Origin of the sequence: Xanthobacter sp. SG618 (genome assembly GCF_012932745.1) — a bacterium.
Taxonomy (GTDB): domain Bacteria; phylum Pseudomonadota; class Alphaproteobacteria; order Rhizobiales; family Xanthobacteraceae; genus Xanthobacter; species Xanthobacter flavus.
Map to the genome: position 1 here is coordinate 960,079 of NZ_JABBHL010000001.1, position 14,805 is coordinate 974,883.

Annotated in this window: 16 protein-coding genes; 9 read left to right on the forward strand and 7 right to left on the reverse strand. The window is 66.0% G+C overall.

Features of this window, described 5'->3' with window-relative positions; translation table 11 throughout:
* Positions 1 to 29: 29 nt before the first annotated feature.
* From FHT36_RS04520 to FHT36_RS04535, 4 genes are all read right to left on the reverse strand, one after another.
* Positions 30 to 1,073: a branched-chain amino acid ABC transporter permease gene (locus FHT36_RS04520; protein ID WP_169121275.1), complete on the reverse strand. Its 1,044-nt coding sequence runs from the start codon at positions 1,071 to 1,073 to the stop codon at positions 30 to 32.
* A complete protein-coding gene (locus FHT36_RS04525; RefSeq protein WP_169121276.1) occupies positions 1,073 to 1,951 on the reverse strand; it encodes a branched-chain amino acid ABC transporter permease in 879 nt (292 codons plus the stop codon). The genes FHT36_RS04520 and FHT36_RS04525 overlap by 1 nt, the downstream gene beginning before the upstream one ends.
* Positions 1,951 to 2,805: an ABC transporter ATP-binding protein gene (locus FHT36_RS04530; protein WP_169121277.1), complete on the reverse strand. Its 855-nt coding sequence runs from the start codon at positions 2,803 to 2,805 to the stop codon at positions 1,951 to 1,953. The genes FHT36_RS04525 and FHT36_RS04530 overlap by 1 nt, the downstream gene beginning before the upstream one ends.
* Before the next feature lie 126 nt (positions 2,806 to 2,931).
* Positions 2,932 to 3,693, reverse strand: coding sequence for a FadR/GntR family transcriptional regulator (locus FHT36_RS04535; protein ID WP_169121278.1), 762 nt, complete (start codon positions 3,691 to 3,693; stop codon positions 2,932 to 2,934).
* Between the two features lie 442 nt (positions 3,694 to 4,135).
* On the opposite strand from FHT36_RS04535, the gene FHT36_RS04540 reads away from it, so the two are divergent.
* From FHT36_RS04540 to FHT36_RS04550, 3 genes are all read left to right on the forward strand, one after another.
* Positions 4,136 to 4,873: an alpha/beta hydrolase gene (locus FHT36_RS04540; RefSeq protein WP_169121279.1), complete on the forward strand. Its 738-nt coding sequence runs from the start codon at positions 4,136 to 4,138 to the stop codon at positions 4,871 to 4,873.
* Entirely contained in the window at positions 4,863 to 5,510 is a 648-nt protein-coding gene (locus tag FHT36_RS04545) for a hypothetical protein (RefSeq protein WP_246701999.1), read from the forward strand. The genes FHT36_RS04540 and FHT36_RS04545 overlap by 11 nt, the downstream gene beginning before the upstream one ends.
* Before the next feature lie 67 nt (positions 5,511 to 5,577).
* Entirely contained in the window at positions 5,578 to 6,063 is a 486-nt protein-coding gene (locus FHT36_RS04550; protein WP_169121280.1) for a nuclear transport factor 2 family protein, read from the forward strand.
* Between the two features lie 81 nt (positions 6,064 to 6,144).
* Here the strand turns inward: FHT36_RS04550 and ilvC are convergent, their stop codons facing one another.
* From ilvC to FHT36_RS04565, 3 genes are all read right to left on the reverse strand, one after another.
* Positions 6,145 to 7,164 carry a ketol-acid reductoisomerase gene (gene ilvC, locus FHT36_RS04555; protein ID WP_024279649.1) on the reverse strand — a complete coding sequence of 340 codons (1,020 nt, stop codon included), beginning with the start codon at positions 7,162 to 7,164 and terminating at the stop codon, positions 6,145 to 6,147.
* Between the two features lie 148 nt (positions 7,165 to 7,312).
* Complete coding sequence (ilvN, locus tag FHT36_RS04560; protein WP_169121281.1) at positions 7,313 to 7,828, reverse strand: acetolactate synthase small subunit; 516 nt, start codon at positions 7,826 to 7,828, stop codon at positions 7,313 to 7,315.
* Between the two features lie 190 nt (positions 7,829 to 8,018).
* The gene (locus FHT36_RS04565) at positions 8,019 to 9,779 is read right to left on the reverse strand and encodes an acetolactate synthase 3 large subunit (protein ID WP_169121282.1); all 1,761 of its coding nucleotides are present in this window, start codon (positions 9,777 to 9,779) and stop codon (positions 8,019 to 8,021) included.
* Positions 9,780 to 10,271: 492 nt separating this feature from the next.
* On the opposite strand from FHT36_RS04565, the gene FHT36_RS04570 reads away from it, so the two are divergent.
* The 6 genes from FHT36_RS04570 (at position 10,272) to FHT36_RS04595 (ending at position 14,797) form a co-directional block, all read left to right on the forward strand.
* Positions 10,272 to 11,057: a bifunctional 2-polyprenyl-6-hydroxyphenol methylase/3-demethylubiquinol 3-O-methyltransferase UbiG gene (locus FHT36_RS04570; RefSeq protein WP_169121283.1), complete on the forward strand. Its 786-nt coding sequence runs from the start codon at positions 10,272 to 10,274 to the stop codon at positions 11,055 to 11,057.
* Between the two features lie 343 nt (positions 11,058 to 11,400).
* Positions 11,401 to 11,883: a hypothetical protein gene (locus FHT36_RS04575; RefSeq protein ID WP_169121284.1), complete on the forward strand. Its 483-nt coding sequence runs from the start codon at positions 11,401 to 11,403 to the stop codon at positions 11,881 to 11,883.
* Positions 11,884 to 11,893: 10 nt separating this feature from the next.
* A complete protein-coding gene (gene ubiA / locus FHT36_RS04580) occupies positions 11,894 to 12,859 on the forward strand; it encodes a 4-hydroxybenzoate octaprenyltransferase (RefSeq protein ID WP_169121285.1) in 966 nt (321 codons plus the stop codon).
* A gap of 85 nt (positions 12,860 to 12,944) precedes the next feature.
* Positions 12,945 to 13,796: a 3'(2'),5'-bisphosphate nucleotidase CysQ gene (locus FHT36_RS04585; protein ID WP_169121286.1), complete on the forward strand. Its 852-nt coding sequence runs from the start codon at positions 12,945 to 12,947 to the stop codon at positions 13,794 to 13,796.
* The gene (locus FHT36_RS04590) at positions 13,793 to 14,038 is read left to right on the forward strand and encodes a DUF4170 domain-containing protein (RefSeq protein WP_169121287.1); all 246 of its coding nucleotides are present in this window, start codon (positions 13,793 to 13,795) and stop codon (positions 14,036 to 14,038) included. Before FHT36_RS04585 ends, FHT36_RS04590 begins: the two co-directional genes overlap by 4 nt.
* Positions 14,039 to 14,098: 60 nt before the next feature.
* Entirely contained in the window at positions 14,099 to 14,797 is a 699-nt protein-coding gene (locus FHT36_RS04595; protein WP_169121288.1) for a lysophospholipid acyltransferase family protein, read from the forward strand.
* The last annotated feature ends 8 nt before the right edge of the window (positions 14,798 to 14,805 follow it).

A 14,805-nucleotide genomic window follows, 5' to 3' on the forward strand; every position in this document is an offset into this window, starting at 1 on the left:
TGGGATTTTTGACTTCGCTTTTTCTTTCGTCACGTCCGGAACGGCCACAGATGGAAGAAGCGGCGCGCACGGCGCACCATTTCCGCAAGTCCGTGCGGCTCGAATACAAGGAACAGGATGATGAGCGCCCCGAACACGATGGTGCGCACCGGCGAGAGCGCGGCGCCGGCATTGGGGAAGATGGGCGCAAGCCAATCCACCACATACTTCAGCAGCTCCGGCACCAGCGTCATGAAGGCCGCGCCCAGCACCGAGCCGATGATGGTGCCGAGCCCGCCCACGATCACCGCCGCGAGGAAGAAGATGGAGGTGGCGAAGGGGAAGCTTTCCGGCGTCACCACGCGGAAGAAATAGGCCCACATGCCGCCCGCCACGCCCGCATAGAACGAGGAGAGGGCGAAGCTCATGAGCTTGTAGCGCAGCAGCGGAATGCCCAGCACCTCGGCCGAGATGTCCCGGTCGCGGATGGCGATGAAGGCGCGGCCGATGCGCGTGCGGAACAGGTTCGCCGCGCCCAGCACCATCAGGCAGGTGATGGGCACGATGACGAAATAGAGCGCGAACGGGCTCGCCAGTTCCAGCCCGAACAGCCGCGCCGGCGCCACATTGATACCGCGCACACCACCCGTCACCGAGACCCAGTGGGTGAAGACGAAATGCAGGATCACCGAGGCCGCGATGGTGGCGATGGCGAGATAGAGACCCTTCACCCGCAGGCTCGGAATGCCCACCAGCACACCCACCAAAGCGGACACGAGGCCGGCGGCGAGGATGTTGAGGAGGAAAGGCGTGCCCACCTGCCCCTCGAAGAAGGCGACCGTATAGGCCCCCACCGCCATGAAGGCCGCCTGCCCGAGGCTGACGAGGCCGGTATAGCCGGTGAGGATGTTCAGCCCCGTGGCGCTCGCCACGTTGATGGCGACGAGGCAGGCCAGATACAGCCAGTATTGGTTCAGCACGAAGGGCGCGAGCACCAGCATGGCGAGGAGCACGCCCATCCACGCCCGTTGCGTGGCGGTGACGAGCAGCCCCTCGTCGGCGATGTAGGTTTCCTTGGCGGTTGCGATGCGCATCAGAGCCGCTCGATCTCCACGGTGCCGAACAGGCCGTAGGGCCGGATCATCAGCGCCGCGATGAGGATGGAGAAGGTGGTGACGAGCTTGTACTCGCCGCCGAGGAAGGTGCCGGCCCAGGCCTCCACGAGGCCGATGAGGATGCCGCCGATGAGCGCGCCGAGCACGCTGTCCAGCCCGCCGATGATGACCACCACCAGCGCCGAGAGGCCGAACACGCCCATGGTGGGCGAGATACCGCCGATGGCCCCCACCAGCAGCCCCGCCCCCGCGGCGGTGGCGCAGGCCACCATCCAGGCCAGCGAGAACACGGCCGGCACGTTGATGCCGCAGGAATAGGCCGCCGCCTGGTCGGTCGCCGTGGCGCGCAGGGCGACGCCGCCGCGCCAGAAGCGGAACAGCAGCAGGAACAGGGCGATCACCAGCGCCGACACCACGAAGCCGATGGCGATCTTGCGCGAGACATAGGCCTCGCCGATGAACACCGGCGCCTGTCCCATGAAATCCGGCAGCGCCCGCGGGTCGGTGTTCCAAATCAGTTCCGTGGCGCCGATGAGCACGGACCCGAGCCCCACGGTGAGCATCAGCACGGAGATGGAGCTTTCGCCCAGCATGGGCCGGATGAGCGTGCGCTCCACCACGAAGCCGAACAGCGCGCCGCCGGCGATGGCCAGCGGAATGGCGAGCCATGTGGAAAGGCCCAGAGCCGTGACGAAGGCGAAGAAGAGATAGCCGCCCAGCATCAATATCTCGCCCACCGCGAGATTGATGACGCGCGTCGCCTTGTAGATCAGGACGAACGACAAGGCGGTGAGCGACAGCAATGCGCCGGAGCCGAGCCCCGCCAGCGTCACCTCGGTGAAGAAGAGCCAATCCATCAGGCCGCCTCCCCCACGCCCGAGAGGCGCCGCATCAGCTCGGCGGGATCGCCGGAGCCGAGATAGGCGGCGGCGACCTCAGGATTGCCCTGCACCTCGGCGGGCAGCCCTTGGGCGATGACCTTGCCGAAATTGAGCACCACCACATGGTCGGAGATGTCCATCACCATCGCCATGTCGTGCTCGACCATGAGAATGGAGATGCCCCACTCCTCCTTCACGTCGAGGATGAAGCGGGCCATGTCCTCGGTCTCTTCCCGGTTCATGCCGGCGACGGGCTCGTCCAGCATGAGGAGACGGGGACGCATGGCCAGCGCACGCGCCAGCTCCACGCGCTTCTGGAGACCATAGGAGAGGGAGGCAACCGGCTTGTTGCGGATGTGGTCGATCTCGAGGAAATCGATGATCTGCCGCTCCACCTCGGCGCGCAGCTCCATCTCCTCGGCCCGGGCAGCACCCCAATAGGTCAGCGCCTGCAGAAGGTTGGTCTTCATGTGGGCATGCCGGCCGAGCTTGATGTTGTCGAGCACGGTCATGCCCTTGAACAGCGCGATGTTCTGGAAGGTGCGCGCCAGGCCCGCCTTCGCCCGCTCCGGCGGATGGGTGCGGGTGATGTCCGCGCCATCGAGGCGGATGGAGCCGGCGCGCGGGCGGTAGAAGCCGGAAATGCAGTTGAACAGCGATGTCTTGCCGGCGCCGTTCGGGCCGATGAGGGCGGTGATGGTGCCGGGCTTCACCTCGAAGGACACATCGGTGAGCGCCTTCAGCCCGCCGAACCACAGGCCGAGGCCATCCACCGCCAGGTGCGCGGCGACAGGCGCGGATGTTTCCACCGGGCTGGAAGAGGTGCTCATGCCCCCCTCCCCGGCCGCGAGCCGGCGCACGCGCGCCGCCCGGTCCCATGGACCGAGTTGACGTGTTCCAAAGCATTCCCTCCAAAGCCGCCGGTTTTCCGGCGATCATCTTGGCTTTACTTCACTTCAACTCTGCGACTTGCTCAAAGCGTAGCGCGCGAAGATGCGCTCCACCGGCTCGTCGATCTCCCGGCCAGCCCGCACGAAGCCCTTGCGCCAGTCCACCAGATGCCGGCGCATCCAGGTGCGGGAGAGTTCGAGGTCGCGGGCCTTAACGGCATCGATGATGAAACGGTGCGCCTGCGCCATGCGCCCGGCGCCCTCGGGCACCCTCCGGCAGATCATCTCCGTGGAGGGAAAGAACAGCAAGGCGGCGGGCTCGCGGGCCATTTCCAGCACGCGGTTGCCGCAGGCGCGGGCGAGCAAAGCGTGGAACTCGGAATCCAGCTCCGCCACCACCACGGGATTGTTCACCGCCGCTTCAAGGCGCTCCTGATTTTCCTCCAGCGCGGCCAGCGTCGCCGCGTCCGCATGGAAGACCGCGCCTTCGACGACCCCCACCTCCAGCACCATGGCGGTGTCGAACAATTCGCGGAAGGTCACATCCTGCAGAACCAGCGCGCGGCTGATGCGGGTGGAGAGGCCGCCGGCCCGCGGCTCGCAGACGAACAGCTTGCGGCTCGCCTCCCGCCGCACGAGGCCGCCCTGCTCGAGAACGCGGATGCCCTCGCGCACGGTGGAGCGGTTCACCCCGAACTGCCGCACCAGAGCCGCCTCGGTGCCGATCTCGTCCCCGGGCCGCAGCCGGCCGGACACGATCTCGGCCTCGATGGCCTCCGCGACCATCTCGTAGGCGGAAGGGACCTTGATGCGGTCAAACCGTTCCATCGCGGGCGGAAAATCCCCAAAAGCAGACTTTGTCGGACAAAAGGCTATTTCTGGAAAAATGGGTTGTCAACGGGAAGAATGCAAAAGGCAATTCATGATGCAAGCTATTGATAAGTAATGTTTCTATAGATTCATACGAATTCGCCGGACATCTTGTGCATCGCGGCATTGCAAGCGCACACAGATCAGGCGCCTCAAATTGTGCGCCTCCCCGGAGCGGTGATCCAGCAGCAATGCTTCGTGCGCGTGCGCAGCCCGATTTCGGCCCGGCCCTGTTCTTGCGTCGAGCCTCATCACACGCGCCGGAGGCGCGGGACGCGCCTTGGGTGGGAATGGCCATGCTCTTGTTTTTCCGAAAGGATTGTCCGCCGGAAGGAAGGCGGGGCGCCACGTCGCAAAGCCGACACGCCCGAGTCCGGCCCCGTCTACGGACGACGGCACGATGACCGCCTGCGCAACCGCATCGGCCGAGGCGCCGCGGATCACCGCCGGGCCGAAGATCGCCGCGCTCTCCTGCGGCAAGCCGGTCTATCTCGTGGTGCTGCTTCATGCCGAGGGCAGCTGCGGGCAGGAGGTGATCGACCTTGCCCTGAACTGGGCGCCCGAACTGCCGAAGGCGGACTTCCTCGCCGCCGAGGCGCCCTTCCCCGGGTCGGCAGGCGCCCGCTGGTTTCCCGGCGAAGGCTTTTCCCCTGACACCATCACCGCGGGCCTCACCGCCAGCGCGCCCCTGCTCGATGCCTTTCTCGACGAGATGCTGGCGGCGCGGCGCCTGCCGGGCGACCATCTCGCCCTCGTCGGCTTCTCCCAAGGGGCCATGCTGGCGCTCGATGTGGGCCTGCGCCGGGCCGTGCCGCCGGCCGTCATCATCGCCTTCGGCGGCGCCCTGCCCGAGGCACGCGATGTTAGCGCGCCGCGCACGCAGCCGCCGGTGGTGTTCATCCACGGCGAGGACGACGCCGTGGTGCCCCTCGCCGACATGGTCGCCACCCGCGATCGCCTCAAGGCTCTCGGCCTCCCCGCCAAGAGCATGCGGCGGCCCGGCCTCGGCCATGGGGTGGACGACGACGGCATCATCGCCGCCGGCAGCGTGCTGTCGGCTTCCCTCGTCAAGCCGAAACCGAAGACGGCCGGCGAGCACGACGATCATCACCACGACGATCACGATCATGACCACTGAGACGGGAACCGAGCCCTTGCCGGACACCATCGCCGCCCCGCCCGAGCCGCTCCGCCGCTTCTCGTGGGACATCCAGTCCATGGTGGAACTGGCGGATGATCCGCGCGAAATCCTGATGATCGGCCGCGACCTCATGGGCCGGCTGGTGGCGCAGGATGACTGGCTGCCGGAGGTCTTCGCCAAGCTCGATGACCAGCCGTTCCGCCAGTACCAGCTCTATGCGGACCAGATGACGCGCTTCACCGTCATCGCCACCGTGCTCGCCCCCGGCGCCGCGCTGCCGGTGTGCGAGCAGACGGTGTGGGAACTGGCCGGCGTGCTGCGCGGCGAGATCGTGCGCCAGCGTCTTGCTCTGCCCGACGGTGCGCCCCCGGTGGCGCGGGCGGCGGAGAAGCGACTCGGTGCGGGCGCGGTGGATGCATTCTCGCCCAAGAACGGAGACGGGCTGGCCATCGCCAACAGCTCGGCAACCGCACCCGCCATCCTGATCGAGGTGCATGGCGCCGAAATTGGCGGCGAGGCCCGCCGCACCGTTGGGCCGGACGGCGGCGTCGGCAGCTTCATCACCGTCTATGCCAATCCGGCGGAGGCGCCGGCGTGGGACATCCTGACCATTCAGGCGCGCATCACGGACTGACGGTTGCCGGGCTACGTGCGGCGGTGCTGTAGTCGCCCGGCGCCCGCCCGGCGCGGAGACCTGCGAGATGCTGCGCCGCGCCGTCCTTGTCCTCGCACTTCTGCTGGCGCCGACACTTGCCCACGCAGAGGATCGCTCTGAGGCGGATCGCGCCGTCGAAGCCGCCATCCGCGCCCGCCTCGCCGCCTGGACCGAGGCGTTCAACCGGGGCGATGCCGCCGCCACCTGCGACCTGTTCGCCGACGACCTGAAATCCGACGTCCAGGGCGCCCCGGCGGGGGACAAGGCCGCCGTCTGCGCGCGTCTCGCCACGGCGCTGGCGAAATCGGCCGGCAAGCTCGCTTATCTCTGCCAGATCCACGAAATCCTGGTGTCCGGCGACCTCGCCATGGTGCGCCTCACCTGGGTGCTCACCGAGCGGCCGGACGGCAAAGCGCTCTCGCGCGACGAGGGCATGGACATCTTCCGCCGCGACGCCGACGGAATCTGGCGCATCGCGCGGTTCATGGCTTTTCCGGTGGATCAGAACGCGCGCGCGGCTCCGGGAAAATGACCGGGGATCGGTAAGCCGCCGCCCATAAAAAAGCCCCGGAGCAGCCTTCGCCGCTCCGGGGCCTGCCTCAGCGAGTGAGGATCAGTTCTTCGACTTGTCCACCAGCGCCTTGGCCTTGATCCAGGGCATCATGGCGCGCAGCTTCTCGCCGACTTCCTCGATGGGGTGGGCGTTGACGCGGGCGCGGGTGGCCTTGAAGGAGGCCTGGTTGACCTTGTTCTCCAGCATCCAGTCGCGGGTGAACTTGCCGGACTGGATGTCGTTCAGCACGCGCTTCATCTCGGCCTTGGTCTCGGCGGTGATGATGCGGGGGCCGGTGACATACTCGCCGTATTCGGCGGTGTTGGAGATCGAGTAGTTCATGTTGGCGATGCCGCCCTCATAGATGAGGTCGACGATCAGCTTCACCTCGTGGAGGCACTCGAAATAGGCCATCTCGGGGGCGTAGCCGGCTTCCACCAGCGTCTCGAAGCCCGCGCGGATCAGCTCCACTAGGCCGCCGCAGAGCACCACCTGCTCGCCGAAGAGGTCGGTCTCGCACTCTTCCTTGAAGGTGGTCTCGATGACGCCGGCGCGGCCGCCGCCGATGGCGGAAGCGTAGGAGAGGCCGAGGTCATGGGCATTGCCCGAGGCGTCCTGGGCGATGGCGATGAGGGTCGGCACGCCGCCGCCACGCTGGTACTCGGACCGTACGGTGTGGCCGGGGCCCTTGGGGGCGACCATCAGCACGTCGAGGTCCTTGCGGGGCTCGATGAGGTTGAAGTGCACGTTGAGGCCGTGGGCGAACAGCAGCGCCGCGCCGTGCTTCATGTTGTCGGCGAGGCTCTCGCGATAGATGTCGCCCTGCAGCTCGTCGGGGGTGAGCATCATCACCACGTCGGCGATCTTGGCGGCCTCGGCGGGCGCCATCACCTTGAAGCCCTCGGCCTCGGCCTTCTTGGCGGAGGCGGAGCCGGGACGCAGGCCGATGATGACATCCTTCACGCCCGAGTCGCGCATGTTGAGCGCGTGGGCATGACCCTGGCTGCCATAGCCGATGACGGCGACCTTCTTGCCCTTGATCAGGTTCAGGTCGGCGTCGCTATCGTAGTAAACGCGCATCATTGTCTCCTTATGGGCGTTATCTCGAATTGGGGGATGGCCGCGGCTCCTTTGCACCGGATCGCGGCAAATGGAAACAGGCGTTTCGCCCGGCACCCCTGCCGGTGAACGCCTGTTTCCGATCGGTCACACGGTCAGGCCACGATCCTCACATGGCTTCCGGGCCGCGGGAGATGGCCACCACGCCGGTGCGCGCCACCTCCACCAGGCCGAGGGGCTCCATGAGCCAGGCGAACTGGTCGATCTTGTCCGACTTGCCGGTAATCTCGAACACGAAGCTCTCGCGCGTCGCGTCGATGACGCGGGCGCGGAAGGCTTCGGCGAGCCTGAGCGCCTCGCCGCGGGCCTCGCCCACGCCGCGCACCTTCACCATGGCCAGCTCCCGCTCCAGGGAGGAGGCCTCCACGGTAAGGTCGCGCACCCGGTGCACGGGCACGAGTCGGTCGAGCTGGTTCTTGATCTGCTCGATCACCATGGGCGTGCCGGTGGTGACGATGGTGATGCGGGAGAGATGCCCCTCGTGGCTCACCTCGGACACCGTGAGGCTGTCGATGTTGTAGCCGCGGCCGGAGAACAGGCCGATGACGCGCGCCAGCACGCCCGGCTCGTTGTCGACCAGGACGGAGAGGGTGTGGCGCTCGATGGGCTCGGAAGAGTTGGGCATGGAAGTCTCGGATGGAGAAGAAGAAAGGGCTGATGCCGACGGCGCCTCCCGTGCCAGCGTCATCCCCCGGCTTGTCCGGGGGATCCACCGATGGGCGGGACCGCCGCGGCCGGCCGGAAGCACCGCTCGGGTGGCCGCGTGGATGCCCCGGACAAGCCGGGGCATGACGGCTCCCTCAGTCGGGCGCGCCTCACACCAGCATCTTGCCTTCGTCGGTGATGGCCTCGTCGAGATCCACGGCCATGTCGCCGAGGATCATCTCGTTGTGGGCGCGGCCCGAGGGGATCATGGGGAAGCAGTTTTCCTGCTGGTCCACGATGCAGTCGAAGATCACCGGCCGCTTGATGGCGATCATCTCCTCGATGGCCGCATCGAGATCGGACGGCTTGTCGCAGCGGATGCCCACGCCGCCATAGGCGTCGGCCAGCTTAACGAAGTCAGGCAGCGCCTCCGAATAGGAGTGCGAGTAGCGCCCGCCGTGCAGCAGCTCCTGCCACTGGCGCACCATGCCCATATACTTGTTGTTGAGGATGAAGATCTTCACCGGCAGGTCGAACTGCACGGCGGTCGACATCTCCTGCATGTTCATGAGGATGGAGGCTTCGCCCGCAATGTCGATGCACAGGGCGTCGGGATGCGCCTTCTGCGCGCCGATGGCGGCGGGCAGGCCGTAGCCCATGGTGCCGAGGCCGCCGGAGGTCATCCAGCGGTTCGGCTCCTCGAAGCGGAAGAACTGCGCCGCCCACATCTGGTGCTGGCCCACCTCGGTGGAGATGTAGACGTCCCTGTCCTTGGTGAGATTGTAGAGCCGCTCGATGGCGTATTGCGGCTTGATGATCTCGTCCGAGTGCCGGTAGGCGAGGCAGTTGCGCCCCCGCCAGCGGTCGATCTGCGTCCACCAAGCGTCCAGCGCGGCCTTGTCGATGGAGAGGTCCCGCGCCTTCCAGGCGGCGAGCATGTCCGCGAGCACGCGGGTGCAGTCGCCGATGATGGGCAGGTCCACCTTGACGTTCTTGTTGATGGACGAGGGGTCGATGTCGATGTGGATCTTCTTGGAGCCCGGCGCGAAGGCGTCGAGGCGGCCGGTGATGCGGTCGTCGAAGCGCGCGCCGATGCAGACCATCACGTCGCAGCCGTGCATGGCCATGTTGGCTTCGTAGGTGCCGTGCATGCCCAGCATGCCCAGCCACTGGCGGTTGGCCGCCGGGAAGGCGCCGAGGCCCATGAGCGTGGAGGTGACGGGCACGCCGGTGATGCGCGCCAGCTCGCGCAGGATGCGGCTCGCCTCCGGGCCGGAATTGATGACGCCGCCGCCGGTGTAGAAGATGGGCCGCTTCGCCCCGGCCAGCATCTCCACCGCCGCCGCGATCTGCGGTGCCTCGGCGTCGAGCTTGGGACGGTAGGTCTTGTGCTGGATGTTCTCGCGGCCGACATAGGTGCCCGTGGCGAACTGCACGTCCTTCGGGATGTCGACGACCACCGGGCCGGGCCGGCCGTTCTGGGCGACATAGAAGGCTTCGTGCAGCGTGCGCGCGAGGTCGTTCACGTCCCGCACCAGGTAATTGTGCTTGGTGCAGGGGCGGGTGATGCCGACCGTGTCGCATTCCTGGAAGGCGTCGTTGCCGATGAGGTGGGTCGCCACCTGCCCGGTGATGCAGACGATCGGGATGGAATCCATCAGCGCGTCAGTGAGGCCGGTAACGGCATTGGTGGCGCCGGGGCCGGACGTGACCAGCACCACGCCGACCTTGCCGGAGGAGCGGGCATAGCCCTCGGCCGAATGCACCGCCGCCTGCTCGTGGCGCACGAGGATGTGCTCGATGTGGTTCTGGTGGAACAGCGCATCGTAGATCGGCAGCACGGCGCCGCCCGGATAGCCGAAGATGTGCTCGACGCCCTGGTCGGCGAAGGCCTGGATCACCATTTCGGCGCCGGTCATCTGCTTGCTCATGATCCAACTCCCTGCGGGATCCATCCGGTCCCGGCCGGCGCGCTACGCCGGACTTTTATCCTTGTCTCCACCCGGCCTGCGGCCCGGCTCGCTCCCGAATTCCGTGCCGGCGCCCCGGCTCAGAAACGACGAAGGGGCCCGAAGGCCCCTCGTCACGCGCCACCTCGTTCGTCACAGCCCTCAGGCCGGACGGAAAGTGGCGCACCACCCTACGAGAAGAATAACGATCTTGCGCATGTCGGCGCCGTCCCTTTCAAAAGTTGCGCGAAACTACCGACGCCCGAGCGCGCCGTCAAGCGGCAACCACCGGAAGCGGAGGCCCAGCCGGCCCGGAGAGGGGCTGGCACATAATTACCATCGCAGAGCGGAGCAGGCTACCTAACTTCACCCAATAGATTCCGACATAGGGATATACGACTGACGATTAGATACCGCCCCGCGCTCATCCACATTATGCTGGAAAAAACAACGAACGAGTAAGGGAGGCGTCCGATGCAAGAATGGCAAAAGCGTCTATACAATGCGTACGTATCCAGCAACCAAGGCGGCCATGATGCATCTATTGGATATTCCGTACGCGGCCCGCACATAAACTCATTCATCAGTCGCCATATTCCGGCGGATCGTAAAATAAAAATACTCGATGTCGGATGCGGCGCCGGAGACATGATCTACTGGCTGAAACAGGCGAACTATAAAAATATATCGGGTTTCGACATCTCTCCCGAAATGATCGACCTGGCGCACAGCCGTGGTATACCAGAAGCATATCTAAGCGATATCAATCAAGCTCTTTCGAACACGCAGTCCAACAGCCTTGATGTCGTAATTTGCTTCGACATCTTTGAGCATTTATCAAAATGTGAATTATTCCATATATCAGATGAGATATTCCGCATACTGAAGCCGAACGGAACTATCTTCATACACACACCAAATGCATCCGGCATTTTCGGAGATAGCATCCGCTATGGCGACATTACACATGAAATTTCATTCACAGCGACATCGATGCGACAGCTTTTGCGCACCATAGGCTTTGAAAAAGTGTCGTCGTTCGAGGACAAACCCATTCCCCATGGGCTAAAAAGCACCATCCGAGCCATCATCTGGGCGGTCGGCACGCTAGGCTTTCGCTTACTTTACGCTGCAGAAACCGGGAAATTCAATTATATCGCGAGCCAGAACTTCCTGACCTCCGCAACCAAGCCTGCACAAAGCCTCTCTTCGCAATTTGAGGCTCAGACCGACCTAACCGCACCCTCGAAGCCCCACTGACCGCCGCGTCCCAGCTGGACCGTGTTTCCGCGGCCGATCTCGAAAAGGCGCCTAGGGGGAACGCGCTGCGGAGTGCGGATGACGCCCCTCTCCGCAGCGGCGCTCCCACAACCGCATCTGCGCAGCCCTGTCGTGCATCCTTCGAAAATTGAGGCCTGCGCGAGTCACCCTGTCAGGCCCCGGCGAGAGGGCGACACGGAAAGGGGGTATCCAGGGCCGATGCACTCCGTTAGGGAATGCGTGATAGCTTTCTGCGGCTTCCGCCGTGATATTGCCCAAAGTTGGGGGTCTGTATATCAAACCTGCGGTCCCGAGGGATCCCGATGAGGAGGGGCTCTGCCTCATGAAGAAGTTCACGCTCGCGATTTCGGCCACTCTGGTCGCGACTGCGCTGTCCGCCGGCGCCGCTCTGGCGGATTGCCAGAGCGATGTCGCGTCGGTGCGCGGTGAACTGGAACAGAAGGGCAAGGCCCTGCAGGCTGTGGTGAACAAGAAGGAAAAGGATCCGCAGGTGCTCTGCCCCGCGTTCCGCGCCTTCGCCGCCGCCGAGCAGAAGTGGGTGAAGTTCCTCGCCGACAACAAGGACTGGTGCCAGATCCCGCAGCAGGCGATCGACCAGGCCAACGCCTCCAGCAAGAAGACCGTCGACATCCGCAACCGGGTCTGCGAAGCCGCCGCCAACGGCGCGACCGGCGTTGGCGGCCCCAACAAGCCCCCGCCGCAGGGCTCCATGTCCAGCGCGCTCGGTATCACCACCGGCTACAGCATCGATTCCGGCAAGAACACTGGCGTCTTCGGCACCCTCAACGGCAACGCGCTGAAGTGAGGTCGCCGGATTGAGTGCCCGCGAAGGGGCTGCCGCCCCGCCGATCGCTGATGCCCCCCGTGGTAACTGGGTGGAGCGCCTGGCCCCGAGCCCGGTGCGTCCCTACCTGCGACTCGCGCGGATGGACCGTCCGATCGGTTCGTGGCTCCTGCTTCTGCCCTGCTGGTGGTCCACGGCGCTCGCCGCCATCGCCAATGACGATCCCTATCCCTCGCCCAAGCTGCTGGTACTGTTCGCCATCGGCGCCGTCGCCATGCGCGGGGCGGGATGCACCTGGAACGACATCCTCGACCGCAAGATCGACCGGCAGGTGGCGCGCACCCGCGGCCGCCCCATCGCATCCGGGCAGGTGAGCGTTCCCGCCGCCTTTGCCTTCCTCGTGTTTCAAGCCCTTGTCGGCCTCGCGGTCCTGCTCTCGCTGCCGCATTTCGCCATCGTCACCGGCATCGCCTCCCTCGGCGTGGTGGCCGTCTACCCGCTGATGAAGCGCGTGACCTCGGTGCCGCAGCTCATTCTCGGCATCGCCTTCTCGTGGGGCGCGCTGATGGGCTGGGCGAGCGTGATGCGCACCATCGCCGATCCCGCTTTGCTGCTGTTCGCCGGCTCGGTGCTCTGGGTGTTCGCCTACGACACCATCTATGCCCATCAGGACAAGGAGGACGACGCCATCGTCGGCGTCCGCTCCACCGCGCTCCTGTTCGGGCGCAGCACGGGCCTTGCCGTGTCGCTGTGCTACGCGCTGGTGGTGTTCCTGTTTGCGGCGGCGCTCATGTCGGTGCCGGTGGGGCCGTTCGCCTATCTCGGCCTGATCGGCTTCGCCATTCACCTGTGGATGCAGGTGCGCCGGCTCGACATCGACAATCCCGAGCTTTGCCTCGCCGTCTTCAAGTCGAATCGCGATGCCGGCCTGATCCTGTTCGCGGGTCTCGCCCTCGACACGCTCCTGCCCAACACCATCCTGCCTCTCCTGCCGTAACGACACCCTTCGGGGTGGTCCGATTGACGCGGTGCAGCATGAGGTGGCTTGCCTCGCGGCGCCTGCGCCCCTATTTGGCAGGGCAATGAGCACCGAACCGACGCGCGCCGGCGGCGGGGATCATCCCCGGTCCGCCATCGATGACGCCTTCGCCCGCCGTATGATCGATACGGTGGCCGAGGCCGGCGAGATGGCGCGTAGCATGTTCGCGGCCGGCGTGAAGACCTGGACCAAGGGCAACGATTCCCCCGTCACCGAGGCCGACATGGCGGTGGACGCCTTCCTGCGGCAGCACCTGACGGCGCTTGATCCCGCCGCCGGCTGGCTCTCCGAGGAATCCGCCGACACGCCCGCGCGCCTCTCCGCCCAGCGCTTGTGGGTGGTGGACCCCATCGACGGCACCCGCGCCTTCATGGCGGCCGGCAGCGACTGGGCGGTGTCCGTGGCGCTGGTGGTGGAGGGACGGCCGGTCGCCGCCGCCTTGTTCGCCCCGGTTACCGACGAGATGTTCACCGCCATGGCCGGTGCCGGCGCCTTCCGCAACGGCCGCCCCCTCGCCATCGCCGCCCCCGCGCGGCTCGAAGGCGCCCGGGTCGCCGGCCCGCCGGCCGATCTCGACCGCATCGCCCGCGCCGCCCGCATCGAGCGCCTGCCGCGCATCCGCTCTTTGGCGCTGCGCCTGGCGCGGGTCGCCACCGGCGAGATTGATGTCGCCCTCGCCGGCGGCAATTCCAATGACTGGGATCTGGCCGCCGCCGATCTCGTGGTGAGCGAGGCGCGGGGCCGCCTCACCGGCCACGACGGCATGGCGCTGCGCTACAATGCGCCGGTTCCAAGCCACGCTCCCCTCGTCTGCGCCGGCGCACCCCTGCACCAGGCCGCGCTCGAGGCGATGGGCGCACCCGTTTCTTTCAAAGCCGCATTGGATACGCCATGACTGAGACGAAGAAGCAGTTGCCCCACCTGGTTTTCGGCGGGGAGCTCACCGCGATCGACAGCGCCGAGTTCAAGGATCTGACCAAGCTCGACATCGTCGGCATTTATCCCGACTATGCCAGCGCGACGGCGGCCTGGAAGGCAAAGGCGCAGCAGACGGTGGACAACGCCATGATGCGCTACTTCGTGGTACATCTCCACCGCCTCCTCGATCCGGAAACCGGCAAGGTTCAGGGCGGGTGAAGTTCGGGTTCCTCGTCCCGCACCAGCTGCGGGACGCAACAACAGTGGGCAAACCATAAGATGTGGCGGCGACTGAGGACAAACCGCGCCTTCAAGGTGGCAGCGGGAACGACGTTTGCGTCCTATTTCAAGCTGGTGGCGCATACGACCGATTTCGTCGTCGAGCCTCCCGACGTCTTCGAGGCCATCGACGAGCACCTGCCGGTGATCGTCACCTTCTGGCACGGGCAGCATTTCCTCACGCCGTTCGCCATGAAGCCCCACCACAAGGCCAAGGTGCTGATCTCCCGCCATGCGGATGCGGAGATCAACGCCATCGCCGCCGAGAAGCTCGGCGTCGGGACCATTCGCGGCTCCGGCGCCACCTCCAAGCGCGACTTCCACCGCAAGGGGGCGGTCTCCGCCACCTATCAGATGCTGGATACCCTTGCGGAAGGCATCAACGTGGCGATGACCGCCGACGTGCCCAAGATCGCCCGCAAGGTCGGCATGGGCGTCGTTACCATTGCACGCTACTCGGGACGCCCTATCATCCCGGTCGCCATGGCGACCCGTAATCGCATCACCCTGAAGAGCTGGGACCGCGCGAGCCTGAACCTGCCGTTCGGGAAGGGCGCGGCCGTCGCCGGCGCGCCGATCTGGGTCGACCGCGACGTGGACGAGGCCGGCCTCATCGCCGCCCGTGACCAGGTGCAGGCGAGCCTAGAGGACGTCACCCGCCGGGCCGAGGCGCTGGCCGCGCGGACGTCGCGTCGATGAAGGCGCAG

Bases quoted from the DNA above. Each gene is read 5' to 3' on its own strand.
- FHT36_RS04520 (WP_169121275.1), bottom strand. From the start codon at position 1,073: ATGCGCATCGCAACCGCCAAGGAAACCTACATCGCCGACGAGGGGCTG.
- FHT36_RS04525 (WP_169121276.1), bottom strand. From the start codon at position 1,951: ATGGATTGGCTCTTCTTCACCGAGGTGACGCTGGCGGGGCTCGGCTCC.
- FHT36_RS04530 (WP_169121277.1), bottom strand. From the start codon at position 2,805: ATGAGCACCTCTTCCAGCCCGGTGGAAACATCCGCGCCTGTCGCCGCG.
- FHT36_RS04535 (WP_169121278.1), bottom strand. From the start codon at position 3,693: ATGGAACGGTTTGACCGCATCAAGGTCCCTTCCGCCTACGAGATGGTC.
- FHT36_RS04540 (WP_169121279.1), top strand. From the start codon at position 4,136: ATGACCGCCTGCGCAACCGCATCGGCCGAGGCGCCGCGGATCACCGCC.
- FHT36_RS04545 (WP_246701999.1), top strand. From the start codon at position 4,863: ATGACCACTGAGACGGGAACCGAGCCCTTGCCGGACACCATCGCCGCC.
- FHT36_RS04550 (WP_169121280.1), top strand. From the start codon at position 5,578: ATGCTGCGCCGCGCCGTCCTTGTCCTCGCACTTCTGCTGGCGCCGACA.
- ilvC (WP_024279649.1), bottom strand. From the start codon at position 7,164: ATGCGCGTTTACTACGATAGCGACGCCGACCTGAACCTGATCAAGGGC.
- ilvN (WP_169121281.1), bottom strand. From the start codon at position 7,828: ATGCCCAACTCTTCCGAGCCCATCGAGCGCCACACCCTCTCCGTCCTG.
- FHT36_RS04565 (WP_169121282.1), bottom strand. From the start codon at position 9,779: ATGAGCAAGCAGATGACCGGCGCCGAAATGGTGATCCAGGCCTTCGCC.
- FHT36_RS04570 (WP_169121283.1), top strand. From the start codon at position 10,272: ATGCAAGAATGGCAAAAGCGTCTATACAATGCGTACGTATCCAGCAAC.
- FHT36_RS04575 (WP_169121284.1), top strand. From the start codon at position 11,401: ATGAAGAAGTTCACGCTCGCGATTTCGGCCACTCTGGTCGCGACTGCG.
- FHT36_RS04585 (WP_169121286.1), top strand. From the start codon at position 12,945: ATGAGCACCGAACCGACGCGCGCCGGCGGCGGGGATCATCCCCGGTCC.
- FHT36_RS04590 (WP_169121287.1), top strand. From the start codon at position 13,793: ATGACTGAGACGAAGAAGCAGTTGCCCCACCTGGTTTTCGGCGGGGAG.
- FHT36_RS04595 (WP_169121288.1), top strand. From the start codon at position 14,099: ATGTGGCGGCGACTGAGGACAAACCGCGCCTTCAAGGTGGCAGCGGGA.